Annotated in this window: 18 protein-coding genes and 1 other annotated feature; of the genes, 17 read left to right on the top strand and 1 reads right to left on the bottom strand. The window is 37.6% G+C overall.

Going from position 1 to position 17,741, the window contains the following annotated elements:
• Window positions 1-42 precede the first annotated feature (42 nt).
• The 11 genes from ftsZ (at window position 43) to ileS (ending at window position 10,584) form a co-directional block, all read left to right on the top strand.
• Window positions 43-1,200, top strand: coding sequence for a cell division protein FtsZ (ftsZ, locus tag JIN86_RS15925; protein ID WP_004224858.1), 1,158 nt, complete (start codon window positions 43-45; stop codon window positions 1,198-1,200).
• A 182-nt stretch (window positions 1,201-1,382) separates the two neighbouring features.
• Window positions 1,383-2,216 carry a sigma-E processing peptidase SpoIIGA gene (locus JIN86_RS15920; RefSeq protein WP_004227308.1) on the top strand — a complete coding sequence of 278 codons (834 nt, stop codon included), beginning with the start codon at window positions 1,383-1,385 and terminating at the stop codon, window positions 2,214-2,216.
• Window positions 2,217-2,229: 13 nt separating this feature from the next.
• Window positions 2,230-2,937, top strand: coding sequence for an RNA polymerase sporulation sigma factor SigE (sigE, locus tag JIN86_RS15915; RefSeq protein ID WP_009373518.1), 708 nt, complete (start codon window positions 2,230-2,232; stop codon window positions 2,935-2,937).
• A gap of 114 nt (window positions 2,938-3,051) precedes the next feature.
• Window positions 3,052-3,825, top strand: coding sequence for an RNA polymerase sporulation sigma factor SigG (gene sigG / locus JIN86_RS15910; protein ID WP_004227313.1), 774 nt, complete (start codon window positions 3,052-3,054; stop codon window positions 3,823-3,825).
• A 131-nt stretch (window positions 3,826-3,956) separates the two neighbouring features.
• Complete coding sequence (locus tag JIN86_RS15905; RefSeq protein ID WP_225340754.1) at window positions 3,957-4,199, top strand: PRC-barrel domain-containing protein; 243 nt, start codon at window positions 3,957-3,959, stop codon at window positions 4,197-4,199.
• 118 nt (window positions 4,200-4,317) lie between these two features.
• Window positions 4,318-5,022, top strand: a complete 705-nt coding sequence (locus JIN86_RS15900) for a YggS family pyridoxal phosphate-dependent enzyme (protein WP_370568708.1) — start codon at window positions 4,318-4,320, stop codon at window positions 5,020-5,022.
• The gene (locus tag JIN86_RS15895) at window positions 5,006-5,503 is read left to right on the top strand and encodes a cell division protein SepF (protein WP_004227319.1); all 498 of its coding nucleotides are present in this window, start codon (window positions 5,006-5,008) and stop codon (window positions 5,501-5,503) included. Before JIN86_RS15900 ends, JIN86_RS15895 begins: the two co-directional genes overlap by 17 nt.
• A gap of 20 nt (window positions 5,504-5,523) precedes the next feature.
• Window positions 5,524-5,805: a YggT family protein gene (locus JIN86_RS15890; protein WP_004227322.1), complete on the top strand. Its 282-nt coding sequence runs from the start codon at window positions 5,524-5,526 to the stop codon at window positions 5,803-5,805.
• 169 nt (window positions 5,806-5,974) lie between these two features.
• Window positions 5,975-6,763, top strand: coding sequence for a YlmH family RNA-binding protein (locus JIN86_RS15885; RefSeq protein ID WP_004227327.1), 789 nt, complete (start codon window positions 5,975-5,977; stop codon window positions 6,761-6,763).
• Between the two features lie 95 nt (window positions 6,764-6,858).
• On the top strand, window positions 6,859-7,383 hold the full coding sequence (locus JIN86_RS15880; RefSeq protein ID WP_004227329.1) for a DivIVA domain-containing protein: 525 nt from the start codon (window positions 6,859-6,861) through the stop codon (window positions 7,381-7,383).
• A gap of 96 nt (window positions 7,384-7,479) precedes the next feature.
• Window positions 7,480-7,703: a binding site (T-box leader), on the top strand.
• A 112-nt stretch (window positions 7,704-7,815) separates the two neighbouring features.
• Entirely contained in the window at window positions 7,816-10,584 is a 2,769-nt protein-coding gene (gene ileS, locus JIN86_RS15875) for an isoleucine--tRNA ligase (RefSeq protein ID WP_004227333.1), read from the top strand.
• A gap of 101 nt (window positions 10,585-10,685) precedes the next feature.
• Here ileS and JIN86_RS15870 read toward each other — a convergent pair whose 3' ends face one another.
• Window positions 10,686-11,891 (bottom strand): helix-turn-helix transcriptional regulator, encoded by a 1,206-nt coding sequence (locus tag JIN86_RS15870; protein WP_004227340.1) that lies wholly within the window; start codon window positions 11,889-11,891, stop codon window positions 10,686-10,688.
• Between the two features lie 202 nt (window positions 11,892-12,093).
• On the opposite strand from JIN86_RS15870, the gene JIN86_RS15865 reads away from it, so the two are divergent.
• The 6 genes from JIN86_RS15865 (at window position 12,094) to JIN86_RS15840 (ending at window position 17,688) form a co-directional block, all read left to right on the top strand.
• The gene (locus tag JIN86_RS15865; protein WP_004227342.1) at window positions 12,094-12,429 is read left to right on the top strand and encodes a DUF485 domain-containing protein; all 336 of its coding nucleotides are present in this window, start codon (window positions 12,094-12,096) and stop codon (window positions 12,427-12,429) included.
• 24 nt (window positions 12,430-12,453) lie between these two features.
• Entirely contained in the window at window positions 12,454-14,022 is a 1,569-nt protein-coding gene (locus tag JIN86_RS15860) for a sodium/solute symporter (RefSeq protein WP_004227344.1), read from the top strand.
• Window positions 14,023-14,186: 164 nt separating this feature from the next.
• Complete coding sequence (gene lspA / locus JIN86_RS15855; protein WP_004227346.1) at window positions 14,187-14,666, top strand: signal peptidase II; 480 nt, start codon at window positions 14,187-14,189, stop codon at window positions 14,664-14,666.
• Window positions 14,663-15,574, top strand: a complete 912-nt coding sequence (locus JIN86_RS15850) for an RluA family pseudouridine synthase (protein WP_004227348.1) — start codon at window positions 14,663-14,665, stop codon at window positions 15,572-15,574. The genes lspA and JIN86_RS15850 overlap by 4 nt, the downstream gene beginning before the upstream one ends.
• A gap of 240 nt (window positions 15,575-15,814) precedes the next feature.
• Window positions 15,815-16,363: a bifunctional pyr operon transcriptional regulator/uracil phosphoribosyltransferase PyrR gene (pyrR, locus tag JIN86_RS15845; protein ID WP_004227349.1), complete on the top strand. Its 549-nt coding sequence runs from the start codon at window positions 15,815-15,817 to the stop codon at window positions 16,361-16,363.
• Between the two features lie 14 nt (window positions 16,364-16,377).
• The gene (locus JIN86_RS15840; RefSeq protein WP_004227350.1) at window positions 16,378-17,688 is read left to right on the top strand and encodes a uracil-xanthine permease family protein; all 1,311 of its coding nucleotides are present in this window, start codon (window positions 16,378-16,380) and stop codon (window positions 17,686-17,688) included.
• Window positions 17,689-17,741: the final 53 nt, after the last annotated feature.

Genomic DNA, 17,741 nt, shown 5'->3' with positions numbered 1-17,741 from the left:
AATGAATGATACAGAGTCGAGTTACCGTGGGAGGAAAAAGAGATGTTAGAATTTGATACAAGTGTTGATGAACTTGCAGTAATAAAGGTCATAGGTGTTGGTGGCGGCGGTAACAACGCTGTCAATCGAATGATAGAACATGGTGTACAGGGTGTTGACTTTATCGCAGTTAACACGGATGCACAGGCATTAAATTTATCCAAAGCGGAAGTAAGGCTACAAATTGGGGCTAAATTAACGCGTGGATTAGGTGCAGGTGCAAATCCAGAAGTAGGAAAAAAGGCTGCTGAAGAGAGCAGAGAACAGCTAGAAGAGGTTTTACGAGGCGCCGATATGGTATTCGTGACTGCTGGTATGGGCGGCGGAACAGGTACTGGTGCAGCTCCAGTGATTGCACAAATTGCGCGTGAATTGGGAGCCCTAACAGTAGGTGTTGTTACACGTCCATTTACTTTTGAAGGTCGTAAACGTCAAACCCAAGCAATCGGTGGCATTGGCGGTATGAAAGAAGCAGTAGATACACTGATTGTGATACCAAACGACAAGCTACTACAAATAGTTGATAAATCAACACCTATGTTAGAAGCCTTTAGAGAAGCCGATAATGTATTACGTCAAGGTGTACAAGGTATTTCAGATTTAATTGCTACGCCTGGTCTTATTAACTTAGACTTTGCAGACGTGAAAACGATTATGTCCAACAAAGGTTCAGCTTTAATGGGAATTGGTATTGCAACAGGTGAAAACAGAGCTTCTGAGGCTGCAAAGAAAGCTATTTCAAGTCCATTGCTTGAATCATCCATTGATGGTGCTAAAGGTGTCCTTATGAACATTACAGGTGGTTCAAATCTTAGCTTATTTGAAGTACAAGAAGCAGCAGATATCGTAGCTTCGGCATCAGATGAAGAGGTAAATATGATTTTCGGTTCTGTAATTAATGAAAATCTTAAAGATGAAATCATTGTTACAGTTATTGCGACAGGCTTCACAGAGGAAGCTTTACAGCAACAACGACCTACAGCAAAACCGACACTTAATATGAACAGACAATCTGCTCCACAGCAACAAGCACCTATTCGTGAACAACGACAAGAAATGCATGTTCAACATGAGCAGCCACGTCAAAATCAGCAAAATTATGCACAGGATGACATGCTTGAGGTTCCGGCATTTTTACGTAATCGCAAAAATCGTGGTTAATTAACTTCTAAAAAGCTCGTATTTTACATATGTAAAATACGAGCTTTTTATATTGACTGCCATAATGTTCAAATGTGTAAGGAAACCATGTTTTTTGTCAAAACATTTTTAGGAAATGATGCGATTGTTTGACAATATTTGTGGGAGTAACGTGCTAACTTTGTATGTAGGAGGCGGCTGTTATGTATGGAGAATGGCTGGTGCTCATTAATACGCTTTTTAATCTAGCGATACTCACGTTTACGGCAAGAGTAACAGGAGTCCTTGTAAAAAATTCAAGATTATTAATGAGTTCTATTTGTAGTAGTTTTGTAGCTGTCATTGGCGGTCAAATGCTGTGGACGACAATTCTTAGTTTTATATTGTTAATTGGTATAGCGTTTCACTTTAAGATTCGAAGCTTTCAGAAGCAAGGACCGATTGTGTTAACAGCAACGATCGTTATTGGCGGATTGTTAACAGCTCTACAACCTTTTTTAAAAAATCTTTCTGCCACCCACTTCATTATGATTTGCTTTTTGCTTGCAGTTTTAAATCTTATTGCATTTTATAAGCAATGGGGTTTTGTAAAGTTAGAACGCTTAAGTGGTCAATTTGTATTTGATACAACTTTAACAATCTTTGGGGCAAAGATACCGCTTTCGGCCTTTGTAGATACAGGAAATCAAGCCATTGAGCCATTATCAGGAAAGCCGGTTCATTTTGTTTCCTATACTGCTTTGAGACCACATTTACCTTCAGCGTTCCGGGAATCATTAATGGAATGGCAAGAAACAGATCCGTACAATGTATCTATGTTTTCAGAAGATTATCAGCGTTATATACGATTTATTCATGTCAATACAGTACAGCAGCAAACCGTTGTCCTTGGTTTTCGCTTTGATGAGTGGCATATAAAGGGGGAGCCTTCGCAAGTGAAAATAAATGAATATATCGTATTAACCAAAAAAGCTAAAAATTTTCCACATAGCACAGCAGCAATTTTACATTTTTCAGCGCTTTCAAATAACTCATAGAGGGGGAGAACTATTGCTTCTTAGGCTACTTGCTAGCTTGAAAAAATTATGGAGTAAGTTTCGGAGTCGTGAAACGTACTATATAGGGGGAAATGATTCATTGCCAGTGCCATTAAGTCGAGAAGAAGAAGTTACAGTCATTGCATCCTTTATGAATGGTGATTTACGAGCTAGAGACACACTAATTGAACGTAATTTACGTCTTGTTGTTTATATTGCTAGACGTTTTGATAATACGGGAACGCCAATCGAAGACTTAATTAGTATTGGCTCCATTGGTTTAATAAAGGCAATTGAGACGTTCAATACCGATAAAAATATTAAGCTTGCAACATACGCATCACGCTGTATTGAAAATGAAATTTTAATGCATTTACGAAAAACAAGTCGTATGAAGGGTGAAGTATCCTTAGATGAGCCACTAAATTCTGATGCAGATGGAAATGAATTACTACTGTCTGATATTTTAGGAACAGAAGAGCATATTATTTTAGATAATGTGGAGAAAAAAATTGAACGTCAGCATATGTTCCACGCTATTAATTTACTAGGTGCGCGTGAACGTTATATTATGGAATGTCGCTTTGGTCTCAATGGAAAAGTTGAAATGACACAAAAAGAAGTTGCAGATCATTTAGGCATATCGCAATCATATATTTCCCGTTTAGAAAAGAAAATTATTCAAGATTTACGTGAAAATTTAAATCAACCAATTTCTTAGAAAGGGAAATTTATCCTACCTAAAATTGGTCGCAGCTTTTGTGCATATTCTTGTTTCTCTCGGACAAACTGATGTCACGGTTTAGTCAGAGAATAACATCCGGAGGAATCGAATATGCGAACAAAAGTAGATCTTTGCGGCTTAGATACATCGACTTTGCCAATTCTAAAGCACGAGGAAATGAAGGAACTCTTCATCCGATTACAAGCTGGAGAAACAGAGATTAGAGAAGAGCTTGTGATGTGCAATTTAAGGTTAGTGCTTAGTATTGTCGGTAGATTTGCCTATAGAGGTGAACAGGCAGATGATTTATTTCAAGTAGGCTGTATTGGCCTCATGAAAGCCATTGATCATTTTGATTTAAAGCATAATGTACGATTTTCGACATATGCTGTACCAATGATTATTGGTGAAATTCGTCGCCATCTGCGTGATCATCATGCATTACGTGTATCTCGCTCTCTAAGAGATATTGCTTATAAGGCAATGCAAGCAAAAGAACAATGGATAACCGATAATTTACGAGAGCCAACGATTGAAGAAATTGCTGAGATGATTGACATGAAAAAGGAAGACGTTTTATTTGCTTTAGATGCCATTCAAGATCCAGTTTCGTTACAGGAACCCATTTATTCAGATGGCGGAGATGCTGTTTATATGATGGACCAATTACGTGATGATGATGTATCAGAGGATCAATGGGTTGCCTATGTGTCGGTAAAGGAAAGCTTGCAAAAGCTAGATGAACGTCAGCAAATGATCGTTGCCAAACGATTTTATTATGGAGAGACCCAAACTGAAATTGCCAAAGAACTAGGGATCTCTCAAGCACAAATTTCACGTCTTGAAAAAAATGCAATTGAAACAATGCAAAAAGATTACAAATAAAAAAATGCGCATCGTATAATTCGGTGCGCATTTTATCTTCATTCAATGAACAAATGATACATAAATATAAAGTAACTGCAAAATTTGATGGTAGTAGAAATGATTATACGAAAGTAAACAATAGAGGAGGTATGTCATTGCGTTTTTCGATGTTACAACAAAAAGAAGTCATAGAAGCAGGAAATGGACGATTTATAGGCTTTGTAATAGATGCTGAGGTATCAAAAGAAACAGGCTATGTGACAGCATTTTTGATTGCAGAGCCTCGCAAATATCTTGGTTTTTTTAAAGGTGAAGAGTCTGTGAGAAAAGTGTATATGAAGGATGTGCTTGTTGTTGGTAAGGATGTCATTTTAGTCAAAGCCCTTTCCTAAGACATAGGCTCATTGAAATTGTGAAATTGTATGCTGACATAGGTCAGGCTATTCATTGATAAATCAAGCATTGCTTGTTACAATAAAGGAAACTATTGTTGTAAAGTTGGGAAAAACAGTGACAAAAATCTTAACAAATTTAAACAAACTAAATGATTTAATAACAGCAGCAGAAAAAAAAGGGAATCGTGAGGGCGAAAAAGTCCAAATAATTGCCGTGACGAAGGAAGTTTCTGTTGAAAGAACACAAGAAGCAATTGAAGCAGGGCTCATTCATTTAGGTGAAAACAGACCAGAGGGCTTACATCGTAAAATTACTGATATTCATGCTAATGTTCATTGGCATTACATTGGGTCGCTTCAAACACGTAAAGTAAAGCAAGTGATTAACAGCATTGATTATTTACACTCCTTAGATCGTTTGAGTTTGGCAGAAGAAATTGAAAAAAGAGCCGAACAACCTGTTAAATGTTTTGTACAAGTAAATGTTTCTGGTGAAGAATCAAAACATGGTTTAACTATCGTAGAAGTCTTGCCTTTTGTAGAAGCATTAAAAGGTTTTACGAAGATTCAAGTTGTAGGTTTAATGACTATGGCACCAAACACCGAAAACGAAGCAATTATTCGCTCTGTTTTCAAGCAATTAAAACAATGTCAACAGCAAATAGCCGAGCAAGGATTCGCACACGCACCTTGTACCGAGTTATCAATGGGCATGTCTAATGACTTTGAAATTGCGGTAGAGGAAGGGGCTACTTTTGTTCGAGTCGGAACGGCTCTTGTTGGAAATGAAAGAGGGGAACAGGATGAGCATGAAAAATAAGATTAAAAACTTCTTTTACCTTGAAGAAGAATTAGAAGAAGAAATCACGCAAGCTCCTATTCAGCAACAACAACCCATACAACAACAGCAACCGATTCATTCAGTTAAGCCAAAAAAAATGATGAAAGAACGCAAAGCACCTATTCATGAAATTATGCCACAAAGCACAGCAACTCCTAATAACATAGTCAGTTTACAGGCAGCTATGAGTTCTAAGGGAGCAAAAGTTGTTTTAATAGAACCGAGAGTTTATGCAGAAGCACAAGATATCGCAGAGCATTTAAAAAATAAACGTGCAACAATTGTCAATTTGCAACGTATCGAAAGAGAACAAGGTAAACGCATTATTGATTTTTTAAGTGGCACAGTTTATGCTCTTGCTGGAGATATTCAACGTATCGGTAAAGATATCTTCCTTTGTACGCCAGATAATGTAGAAGTGACTGGTGAAATTACAAACTTTATTTTAGACGATAATTAATAGCGAGGATTGTAGTTTATATGACTTTTTTTATTATACTTGGTTATGTATCATTAGCATTTAAGATTTACTCATTCATGCTAATTGCATATATCTTAATGTCTTGGGTGCCTGCCGCTCAAAATTCAGCCATTGGTCGCATGCTTGAAAAAGTTTGTGAGCCATATTTAGGGATTTTTAGGAAGTTCATTCCTCCTCTTGGTATGATTGATATTTCGCCAATTGTGGCCATCTTTATGCTGAATTTTATTGAAAGAGGGCTTTATATAGTCATTCAGAAAATATATTTTATGTTCGCTTAGAAATAAATCCTCACGTTTTGGTGGGGATTTTTTATTTATTTTAATGATCTCCGCTATTAAAGCGACTAATAAAAAATTTTAAAACAATGAGGTCCAAACGTCATTAATTGGGAATACTAAGTTTCCAACTAACAAAGCAAAAAGGAACAGTGAAAGAGGAGACAACAAGATGGAACACTTAATCCAGCATTTTCGAAAAGATGAACAGCCCTTTATTGAACAGGTAATAAGCTGGCAGCGTGAGGTTGAAGATCGTTACGCGCCTAAGCTGACAGATTTTCTTGATCCAAGACAACGTTTTATTGTGACATCGATTATCGGGCAAAATGATACCCTAAAAACTGCATGCACAGGTTTATTTGAAGAGGCGGAGAGGCAGCGTATGCTTATTTTTCCTACTTACTATGAAGCGATAGAAGAAGACTTTCAGTTAGTGGCATTTACGATTCAATATCCAGTGAAATTTGTCCAATTACGACATCCTGATGTTTTAGGTGCGTTGCTTTCATTAGGTTTAAACCGTGGCAAATTTGGTGATATTCGTGTAAATGATCAGCAGGTGCAATTTGTTGTAGCTCAAGAGGTAGCAGAATATGTTCGGTTACATTTAACAGGTATTGGTAAAGTTAAGGTGCATATTGAGTCTTTAAAAGAAGCGGATTCCCTTATTGTAAATGAGGAAGAATGGTTGGAGGAATCTCATACAGTATCTTCCATGCGCTTAGATGTAATTATTGCGACTGTATTAAATGTATCACGCCAAAAAGCTCAAGCTTTAATTACTGGGAAAAAAGTTCGTGTAAATTGGACAGAAAGAGATACAGTTGCTTTTGAATTACAAGAGGGAGATATTTTATCGATACGTGGAAGTGGTCGGGTGAAAATTATTATGACTGAAGGCCGAACAAAAAAAGATAAAATCCGTCTTCAAGTCGGTCGATTGGCCCAAAAAAGCTGAAAGTGAAGTAAATTTCATTAATTTTTACTGCTAAGTTGTCGGAACAATTGTATAATAGGAATTACGAATGTACATGTAAAGGAGAGAAGGATTGTATGCCATTATCACCTATTGATATACATAATAAGGAGTTTACAAAAGCCTTCAGAGGTTATGCTGAAGATGAAGTAAATGAATTTTTAGATCAGATTATTAAAGACTATGAAATTCTGCTTCGTGAAAAAAAAGAGGTTGATAAGCAATTAGAGATGGCTTTAGAACAAGCGAGACATTTCAACACCTTAGAAGAAACTTTGCAGAAATCTATTGTCGTTGCACAAGAAGCGGCTGATGAAGTGAGAAGAAATTCTCAAAAAGAGGCAAAGCTCATTGTAAAAGAAGCTGAAAAAAATGCTGATCGCATTGTCAATGAAGCATTGACGAAGGCTCGTAAGGTGACGATTGAAATTGATGAGCTTAAAAAGCAATCTAAGGTATTTCGTAATCGTTTCAAGATGCTTGTAGAAGCACAGCTGGATTTACTTAATGCAGATGACTGGGATCATTTGCTGCAATATGATATCGATTTAACAGAAATTCAAGCATCTGTTGAAGAAGCACAGGATTCTGAGGATATTTAACTTTTCTTTTTAATTGCTGTAATTGACAAATGAAACTTGACGCGATTGTTTGAATTTCATATACTTTGTAATAGTAATTATTTTGAACAGATATGCATAAAAGCAGAGACGAAGACAGTATTTGTTAGGCGTTGTTAAGCGATTTGGGGACAGTGAGAGCCCAAACATACAACTAGCATTGAACATCACTTCTGAGCTAAATAACTGAAAAAAGTAGGTTATTTCGTGATGCACGACGTTAAACGTGCTTTTAAGAGGTAGTGCAAATTTTTGTACTACAATTAGGGTGGTACCGCGAGTAGAAGCTTCTCGTCCCTTAGTGGGATTGAGGGCTTTTTTTGTTTGTTTCCGAATCGTTTTAGATAATTTTGCCAATAACTGTCTTATGAGAAAAATGTCTACCTGTTTGTGTAAAATAAAGGAGGAATTTTAATGGTTGAATACAAAGATACTTTATTAATGCCAAAAACAGATTTCCCAATGCGTGGAAATTTACCGGCAAATGAGCCAAAAATGCAAGAAAAATGGAATGGCATGGATATTAACAAATTACAGATGGAGCGTACGGAAGGTCGACCAGAATTTGTTCTACATGATGGTCCTCCCTATGCAAATGGTGATATCCATATCGGCCATGCTTTAAATAAAGTATTGAAGGATATGATTACACGTCATCGCTCCATGACTGGCTACCATGTCAATTATATTCCAGGTTGGGATACACATGGTTTACCAATTGAGCAAGCATTGACTAACAAAGGTGTAAAACGTAAAGAAATGTCAGTAGCAGCATTCCGCCAACTTTGTGAAGAGTATGCTTATGAGCAAATTGACAATCAACGTACCCAATTCCGCCGTCTAGGCATTCGAGGTGATTGGGAAAATCCATATATTACATTAAAGCCTGAGTTTGAAGCTCGTCAAATTGAAGTATTCGGTAAAATGGCGGAAAAAGGTTATATCTATAAAGGGTTAAAGCCGGTTTATTGGTCTCCTTCTTCTGAATCTGCTTTGGCGGAAGCTGAAATTGAATATAAGGACATCAAATCTCCATCCATTTATGTAAGCTTTGCAATTAAGGATGCGAAGGGTGTTGTTCCAGCAGATGCTAAATTTATCATTTGGACAACAACACCATGGACATTACCAGCAAACTTAGGGATTTCTTTGAATCCTGAATTTATCTATGTAGTAGTTGCAGTGGCTAATAAAAAATTCATCATTGCCAAAGAGTTATTAGAGTCAGTGGCAACTACGCTTGGATGGGTAGACTATGAGGTTGTACAAGAGGTAAAAGGAGAGGCATTAGATCGTATTGTAGCACAACATCCATTCTACGATCGTGAATCGCTTATTATGGTAGGTGAACACGTAACTGCTGAGGCGGGTACAGGTTGTGTTCATACAGCCCCAGGGCATGGTGAAGACGATTATCATATTGGTAAACAGTATGGTTTAGGTATTCTTAGCCCTCTTGATAATAGTGGCTGTTATACAGATGAAGCACCGGGCTTTGAAGGCGTGTTTTATAATGATGCGAATAAACTCGTCACAGAAAAACTAAAAGAAGTAGGAGCGTTAGAAAAGCTTGATTTCTTTACGCACTCCTATCCACATGACTGGCGTACGAAAAAGCCTGTTATTTATCGTGCGACACCACAATGGTTTGCATCTGTTGAAGCATTCCGTGGGGAGCTATTAGAGGCTGTAAAAGCAACAGCATTTACACCAGCTTGGGGAGAAACTCGTCTTTATAATATGATTCGTGATCGCGGAGACTGGGTAATTTCACGTCAACGTGCGTGGGGTGTGCCGATTCCGATTTTCTATGCTGAAAATGGTGAACCTATTATTACACCTGAAACAATTAGTCATGTCTCAGCATTATTCCGTGAGAATGGATCAAATATTTGGTTCCAAAAAACAGCAAAAGAGTTATTACCAGAAGGCTTTACACATCCAGGTAGCCCGAATGGCGAATTTACAAAAGAAAATGATATTATGGATGTATGGTTTGATTCCGGTTCATCACACCAAGGTGTACTAGTAGAGCGTGGTATGAAATATCCAGCTGATCTCTATTTAGAGGGCTCTGACCAACATCGTGGTTGGTTTAATTCATCTCTTATTACATCTGTAGCTATTAACGGCTATGCACCATACAAAGGACTTTTAACACATGGTTTTGTTCTTGATGGTGAAGGACGTAAGATGAGTAAATCTTTAGGGAATGTGATTATTCCACAAAAAGTAATGGATCAGTATGGAGCAGACATACTTCGTTTATGGGTTGCTTCTGTTGACTATACAGCAGATGTGCGCATCTCGATGGATATGTTAAAGCAAGTATCTGAAGTGTATCGTAAAATTCGTAATACTTTCCGTTTCTTACACGGCAATATTGCTGATTTCGATCCTAAGAAAGATCGTGTAAGTTATGCTGAGCTTCGTGAAATGGATCAATATGTATATATGCGCTTACAGGATGTCTTAAAAACTGTGCGTGCTGCCTATGATCGCTATGATTTTGCTGCTGTCTATCATGTAGTCAATAATTTTGTTGCTGTAGAGTTATCTTCATTCTATCTTGATATTGCCAAAGATGTAGTCTATATCGAGGGTCATGACAATAAGGATCGTCGTGCGATGCAAACAGTTATTTATGATACATTGATGACATTGGTAAAAATCATGACACCAATTATCCCACATACAACGGATGAAATGTGGTCTTATCTACATGCTCAAGGTATTGTAGAAGAAGTTTCTGTTCAATTAACAGATTTCCCAGAGGTAGATGTTCAAGCGAATTTTGACAGCCTACGTACAAAATGGGAAAAAATTATTGATGTACGCGATGATATTTTAAAAGCATTAGAGGAAGCACGTAATGCGAAAACAATTGGTAAATCACTTGAAGCAAAAGTCACTGTCTATGCGAAAGAAGATGTTGTCGCATTATTGAACGATGCCAACATTGACTTTGCACAACTTTCCATCGTTTCAGCTTTTGAGGTAGCTGCCATCGAGGAGGCACCTGCTGAAGCTTTAACACTTGAGCATGTTTCCATCGTTGTTGAGAAGGCTACAGGTGAGAAATGTGAGCGTTGCTGGTCAATTTCTGAAACAGTTGGTTCAAATCAAGCACAACCTACAGTATGTGCTCGCTGTGCAGAAGTTGTAGAAAAGTATTACGTTTAATCTATAAATAACAAGAATCTGCATTTTAATGTAGAGGATGTGCAAGTCTCCTTGATGGAGGCTTGCTTTTTTCATGGAAGTTTTTTGCAGATTCTTTTCTATTATTTAAATAAAATTTCTGTCGTATTGCGATAATCTGTTGGAGAGATACCTACATATTTTTTAAATGTTAAACTATAGTAATTTGGTGTATTGAAGCCACAGGTGGAGGAGATTTTTTCTATGGTGTAGTCGTACTTACGTAAAAAAGGTAAGGTTTTGATAATGCGTGTATAAGCAACATAGTCAACAAAATTGCGACCTGTTTCTTTTTTAAATAGTCTACTAAAATGAGTTGGGCTAAAGTTAATATATTTTGCAACATCACGAATGGTCAGTTGTTCGTCGTAATGTTCTTCAATATACTGAATAGCTTTTTGAAGCTGCTCATGCTTTGTTAAATCTTCGTAATATCTGATGTGTATATTATGGATAGGTGGTTTTCTACGCGCTTTTCTAGCCTGACTATAGGATTCCTTCACTTGCATAGCATCCTGAAATACACCTCCAACCCCCATAAAAAGATGAATAGAACAATCCCTTTTTAGGGTCTCGATAACCTCTAATAAACTGGCTTCACCCTCGGTCCAATGTTTGAAAGAGTTGTACTCACTAGGAATTCGCATAAGAAGTAATAAATAGCGTTCAAAATGTAAAAAGGATAAGGAGGCTTTCTCAGCAAAGTGCTGACGAAAAACAGTTGTAATACTACTACTTGCATCGTGTGGGACAGCTTTCTTATTAGCCCCATCAATATAGCCTTGAATTAAAAATACAATATTAGGTATACAGCTTGTCGATAAAAATGAAGCAGATTGTATTATTTCTTGTTCATTGTCAATTTCTCCACGGATCAGGCGTTTTAAAAATGCTTCTCTAAATGGAGAGGTATGTTGTTGGGATACTTGTTGTGATAGCTCAAGCATTGTAAGTGTACTCGCCTTTTTTTCCTGATAGAACGTATACAGCTTTTTTACGATTCGTAAAAATTTTGATTTTTGTAATGGTTTTATGAGAAGTGCAGGTAAAGCTAATTCAATTGCTATACCAGTCGAGTAGGTAAGGTGTTCTGTAACAAACGGGACAATAATACTATTAGGATAATTTCTTTTTAATCGATTAATCTTTACCCAATCAAATAACCGATTGACTTCATAGACAATAATGACCTCATCTTCTGGCTTTGGCACTTTACACTCCTCTAAAGCGTTTGGTAAAACCTCTTTTAACCATTCACTCATTTGCTGCTTGTCAAATGAGCTTTCCATATACCATACCACCTTTAAAATGCTATCAGCCCCCTACGAATAAAAAGATAAAAATATTTTAACTTAAAATAGCAATTTTTTGTACTAATACAGCAATATTTTATATCTATATTAAAGTGGAAATAGAATAGAATAATTGTAGTGAATAATAATTTGAAATTTCAGACAATTATTCATTTATCAGAAAAGGGGGAGTTAGCTTATGGCGGAAGTAGGCAGTCATGATTATGACTATGTAGAAGCAGGAACAATTGATGTGAAAGATCTACCACCTTTAGATGCAACAACAAACAAAATTATGAAAGATGAATTTACAACAGGTTTAGGTTTATCGATATTTTACTTTATTTTGATTTTTAGTATCCCTGTTATGAATTGGTTTGCGCCAGCATTTGCGTTTAAGAAGATGTGGGGTGGTATGACAGTCACATGGTTTGTGACAACGATTGTAATGATGGCTATGGCATTTATTATTGCATATGTTCATACGGCCATGTACGAGAAACGTCTAAAAAAATACGATATAGCAAATAAGTAGTTGGAATAAAGGGGGAAATGTTGAATGATGGAAGCTCTATTAGAACCAAAGATGTTAATGACCATTGCTTTAATGGGAACAATTGTATACATTACGTATTTAACAAAAAGAAATGCAACAGCATCGGATTTCTTTGTAGGTGGCCGAAGTTTCGGATGGTTTACAAATGGTTCTGCGATTGGTGGGGATTACTTAAGTGCAGCAACATTCCTGGGCATCGCAGGGTTAACATTTCAACTTGGATATGATGGTGCTTATTATGCGTTTTGCTTCTCCATTGGGCTAACATTATTAGCGATTTTTGTGGCAGGTCCTTTAAGACGCTTTGGTGCATTTACCGTTGCAGATTTTTTAGGCTATCGTTTTCATAGTAGACGAGCACGCCTTGTAGCGGTAGCAGTGGTTTTAGCGATTTCTGGATTTTATGCAGCTCCCCAATTATTAGGTGCTGCACAAATTTTAAGTATGTTTTTCGGTACTTCTTATGAATTCGGCATTATATTTACTTGTGTTGTTATGATTTTTTATGTGGGTATTGGTGGTATGAAAGGAACAACCATCAACCAAGCACTAGAGTTGTGGATTCGTCTTGGTGCGTTTATCGTGATGTTAATTGCAGCAGTTTATGGCGGTTTACATTATGATAAAATTTTAGCAGCCATCCATTCATTTAGTGGTCCAATCACAGGCACTTCACCATATGCTTTAGATGGCAATGATATCAATTTTGATGGTGCTGCTTGGACAGGCACGGGCTTCTATTTCCCCACGTTCTGGCAAACAATTAGTATGACGATTGGGTTAGCGCTAGGAACAATTGGACTTCCACATATATTATTGCGCTTTTATACAAATCCAAGTGCTAAAGCAGCCCGTAAATCTGCACTCATGGCTATTGGGATTGCAAGCGCGTTCTTCTTGTTAGCTGTTTATTTAGGTGTTGTAGGTCGATCTATTTTCATTTCTGGGACAGCTAGTGAGGAAGTTATGCGTGATTTAGTGCTGGGTGGGAATAATATGGTGATTCCTACTACAGCCCTTGCACTAGGTGGCAAATGGCTACTTGGATTAGTTATTGCAGGAGCATTTGCAGCTATTTTCTCCAATCTTTCAGGATTGTTTATTACAAGCTCAGGTGCACTAGCTCATGATTTATATGCCAATATCATGAAAAAGGATATTACACAAAAACAACGAGTGATTGCTGGGAAAGTGGCTATTGTATTATTAGGTATTTTATATGGAGCATTGGGTTTACTTGTAAAGGATGCATCCATTGGTCATTTAGTGGCGCTCGCTTTTACTGTCGCTGCAAGTACATTTACCCCAATATTCATTTTAGGTATTTGGTGGAGAGGCATGACAGAGAAAGGAGCCATTGCAGGATTATTAATAGGACTTGGCGTGTCTATGTGGATGATCTTTTTACCAGGAACATTACCAAGCTTCTTGCAGTTTAAAATTCCAGGTATTGTGACAGTGCCTGTGGGCTTTTTATCTGTTATTATCGTGTCATTAATAGATCGCAAAGTTCCTGCTGATGTTAATGACTTCATGAAGCGAGTACATTCAAAAGAATCTGAAACTGTCTAACCAATAAGTTATGGCTATTTCTATTGCTTAAACGTAATAGGGATAGCCTTTTTATATTTCTTGGAGAGATTTAGAATCAGCCATATTTAGATATGATATTAGTTATTGTGAATGGTACTGTTATGGTAGAATAGGTAAGATGTTGAGTGAACGGAGGAATGTCTGTGTATAAATATTATGGATTAGCTGCTTTTGTCGTTTTACTGGATCAATGGACAAAATGGCTGATTGTGAAAAATATGGAATATGCTGAACGCATTGCTGTATGGGACCCCTGGTTTGGTATTTTGTCTCATCGAAATAGAGGGGCAGCATGGGGGATGCTAGAGGGGCAAATGTGGCTGTTTAGTATTGTCACAGTTGCTGTTATCTGTGCGATTGTCTATTTCTATCATAAAGAAGCAAAGGGAAAGCCTGTTTTTCAAGTTGGCTTAATGCTCTTGCTTGGTGGTGCAGTAGGAAACTTTATTGACCGTTTATTTAGAGGAGAAGTGGTCGATTTTGTAGATGTTTTAATTCCAATTATTAATTATGATTTCCCTATTTTTAATGTGGCAGATGCTGCATTAACAATAGCAGTTGTCGTGCTGATGATTGGCTTAATTATGGAAGATAAAAAAGAGAAGAAACAGGTGAAACAATGACGCAAGTAACATATACAATCGAAGAACAGCAGCAAGGAGAGCGCATTGATAAAGCACTTTCCAGCTTACAATCTGAGTGGTCACGTACGCAAATTGGGAACTGGATTAGTGATGGAGTCATTAAAGTAAACGGTGATGCTGTAAAGGCAAAATATAAGGTTAAAGCTGGTGACATCATCGCTATTGATGTACCAGAAGTGGAAGAATTGGATGTTGTCCCGGAAAATTTAGATTTAGATATTGTTTATGAGGATGCAGATGTTCTTGTTGTGAATAAACCAAAGGGTATGGTGGTACATCCAGCACCGGGCCATATGGGAGGTACACTAGTAAATGGGTTAATGTATCATTGTAAAGACTTATCCGGGATTAATGGTGTACTACGACCAGGGATTGTCCATCGTATCGACAAAGATACATCGGGTTTATTGATGGTGGCTAAAAACGATACGGCTCATGAATCATTAGTCAATCAATTAGTTAATAAAACAGTTACTCGTAAATATATTGCTCTTGTCCACGGGCATATTGCACATGATAAGGGGACAATTGATGCACCAATTGGACGTGACCAAAAAGATCGCCAAAAACAGGCAGTTGTCGATAATGGTAAACATGCTGTCACACACTTCCAAGTTGTTGAACGTTTTGGTGACTATACGCTTGTGGAATGTCGTTTAGAAACGGGACGTACACACCAAATTCGTGTGCATATGAATTATATTGGTTTCCCACTTGTTGGAGATCCAAAATATGGACCGAAAAAGACAATCGACTTTGGGGGACAAGTTTTACATGCAGCGACTTTAGGATTCGATCATCCTTCATCTGGAGAATATTTGGAGTTTGAAACACCACTTCCAGCTGATTATGAACAATTATTAAACGATTTACGAAATAGGCATTGACGTATACGAAAAGAAAGTCTATACTAACGACAGTGAATGAACAACATAACTAAATATTCACCTTTAATGGCAGTCCAGAGAGGCTGAGAAGGGACATGTGATAGTGTTGTGAAAATTTGTGCTGCAAATTTTTCCAACATGCTTTTTCGACACGTATACAACCCTCTCAGGCTATTCGCCTCGAGAGGTTTTTTTATGGACACATGGCCGATAATAGATTGAAGAGAGGAGGATACGAATATGGCACAAAATGAATTATTAGATGGCCCATCAATGACACGAGCATTAACACGTATTGCCCATGAAATTATTGAACGTAATAAAGGAATCGATGAATGTATTTTAGTTGGCATTAAAACACGAGGTGCCTTTCTAGCCAGACGTTTGGCGCAGCGAATTGAAAAAATTGAAGGTAAACCGATTCGTACAGGGGAACTTGATATTACACTTTACCGAGATGATTTAACAACGAAACATGAAAACGAACAAGCACATGTAGAACAAGTTGATATCGAGTATCAAGTGAAAAATCAAAAAATCATCTTAGTGGATGATGTACTTTATACAGGTCGAACAGTACGTGCAGCTCTAGATGCTGTAATGGATTTAGGAAGACCTGCACAAATTCAGCTAGCTGTTCTAGTAGATAGAGGACATCGAGAGCTACCAATTAGAGCAGACTATGTGGGAAAAAACGTTCCAACTTCTGGCTCTGAGCGCATTGTTGTCAATTTACAAGAAGTAGACGGAGAAGATTGCGTCATTATTTACAAAGAAGACGAACAATAAAGTGAGGAAACAGTATGTCAAATGCAGTTTTAGATATTAAGGATAAACCGACCCCGCTCCAGCTAGTGACATTAAGCTTCCAGCATATGTTTGCGATGTTTGGTTCAACGATTTTAGTACCGCAGTTAGTAGGTCTTAGTCCAGCGATTGCCCTTTTAACAAGCGGAATTGCTACATTATTCTTCCTATTAATTACGAAATTCCAGGTACCGGCTTATTTAGGCTCATCCTTCGCCTTTATTGCACCAATCCTACTTGCTGCAGGTGGTTTAAATGAAGACGGTTCGAGTGTAAACCCAGGCAATGCCATGATCGGTGCTATGGCTGTCGGCATTACGTACGGAATTGTATCCTTAATCATTTGGAAAAGTGGTTATAAGTGGATTATGAAAATCTTGCCACCGATTGTGGTAGGTCCAGTAATTATGGTAATTGGGCTTGGACTTTCTGGTACGGCTGTGAATATGGCAATGAACGTTAATGGAGAGTATAGCTTTTTACACTTCTCAGCTGCTTTAGTTACGGTCTTTACAGCTATCATCTTTACGATTTTCTTTAAAGGAATTTTAAGCACTATGCCAATTTTGATAGGCCTAATTGTAGGTTACATTTACTCCATGATAATTGACATAGTAGACTATACACCGATTGCCAAAGCAAAATTCTTCGCTATGCCTGATTTCTTAATACCGGGTGTGCATTATGAGTTTGAAATAACAACAAAAATTCTACTTATCATGGTACCGATCGTTATTGTAACAATTTCAGAACATATTGGTCATCAACTGGTATTAGGAAAAGTAGTAGATCGGGATTATATTAAAGAGCCAGGACTACACCGTTCGCTACTAGGTGACGGACTTGGCACATTTGTGAGTGCTTTAATCGGAGGCCCTCCGAAAACAACGTATGGTGAGAATATTGGTGTACTAGCCATTACTCGAGTATACAGTATCTACGTTATTGCAGGTGCAGCAGTGGTTGCTATCTTACTATCATTCTTCGGGAAAGCAATGGCAGTAATTGCAACGATTCCAACCGCAGTACTTGGTGGAGTTTCCATCTTACTCTTCGGAATTATCGCAGCAAGTGGCTTACGTATGCTAGTAGATAATCATATTGATTTTGGTAACAGTCGTAACCTAGTAATTGCTTCAGTGATTCTAGTCATTGGTATTGGCGGTGCCAAGTTTGTTATCTCAGAATCATTGAGTGTTGAAGGAATGGCACTAGCGGCGATTATTGGTGTGCTATTGAATGCGATTCTACCAGGTAAAAAAGAAGCTGATATACCCGTACAATACAATCAAAATAAAGATTCATAGTAGTACCTTTTAATGAATTGTCCAGAGAGGCAAAAAAAGGGAAGTTGTGGACA

The organism is Lysinibacillus sp. HST-98 (assembly GCF_016757845.1).
In the GTDB taxonomy this organism is placed as follows: domain Bacteria; phylum Bacillota; class Bacilli; order Bacillales_A; family Planococcaceae; genus Lysinibacillus; species Lysinibacillus capsici.
The sequence above is the reverse complement of the archived record's forward strand: the minus strand, read 5'-3'. Positions and strand labels throughout refer to the sequence as shown.

What these genes read in the sequence shown, in the direction of transcription:
- pyrR (WP_004227349.1), top strand. Translation starts at nt 15,815, where the DNA reads ATGGCACAAAATGAATTATTAGATGGCCCATCAATGACACGAGCATTA.
- JIN86_RS15850 (WP_004227348.1), top strand. Translation starts at nt 14,663, where the DNA reads ATGACGCAAGTAACATATACAATCGAAGAACAGCAGCAAGGAGAGCGC.
- JIN86_RS15880 (WP_004227329.1), top strand. Translation starts at nt 6,859, where the DNA reads ATGCCATTATCACCTATTGATATACATAATAAGGAGTTTACAAAAGCC.
- JIN86_RS15840 (WP_004227350.1), top strand. Translation starts at nt 16,378, where the DNA reads ATGTCAAATGCAGTTTTAGATATTAAGGATAAACCGACCCCGCTCCAG.
- JIN86_RS15860 (WP_004227344.1), top strand. Translation starts at nt 12,454, where the DNA reads ATGATGGAAGCTCTATTAGAACCAAAGATGTTAATGACCATTGCTTTA.
- JIN86_RS15865 (WP_004227342.1), top strand. Translation starts at nt 12,094, where the DNA reads ATGGCGGAAGTAGGCAGTCATGATTATGACTATGTAGAAGCAGGAACA.
- ftsZ (WP_004224858.1), top strand. Translation starts at nt 43, where the DNA reads ATGTTAGAATTTGATACAAGTGTTGATGAACTTGCAGTAATAAAGGTC.
- sigG (WP_004227313.1), top strand. Translation starts at nt 3,052, where the DNA reads ATGCGAACAAAAGTAGATCTTTGCGGCTTAGATACATCGACTTTGCCA.
- JIN86_RS15905 (WP_225340754.1), top strand. Translation starts at nt 3,957, where the DNA reads ATGTCATTGCGTTTTTCGATGTTACAACAAAAAGAAGTCATAGAAGCA.
- JIN86_RS15870 (WP_004227340.1), bottom strand. Translation starts at nt 11,891, where the DNA reads ATGGAAAGCTCATTTGACAAGCAGCAAATGAGTGAATGGTTAAAAGAG.
- JIN86_RS15890 (WP_004227322.1), top strand. Translation starts at nt 5,524, where the DNA reads ATGACTTTTTTTATTATACTTGGTTATGTATCATTAGCATTTAAGATT.
- JIN86_RS15885 (WP_004227327.1), top strand. Translation starts at nt 5,975, where the DNA reads ATGGAACACTTAATCCAGCATTTTCGAAAAGATGAACAGCCCTTTATT.
- ileS (WP_004227333.1), top strand. Translation starts at nt 7,816, where the DNA reads ATGGTTGAATACAAAGATACTTTATTAATGCCAAAAACAGATTTCCCA.
- JIN86_RS15920 (WP_004227308.1), top strand. Translation starts at nt 1,383, where the DNA reads ATGTATGGAGAATGGCTGGTGCTCATTAATACGCTTTTTAATCTAGCG.
- JIN86_RS15895 (WP_004227319.1), top strand. Translation starts at nt 5,006, where the DNA reads ATGAGCATGAAAAATAAGATTAAAAACTTCTTTTACCTTGAAGAAGAA.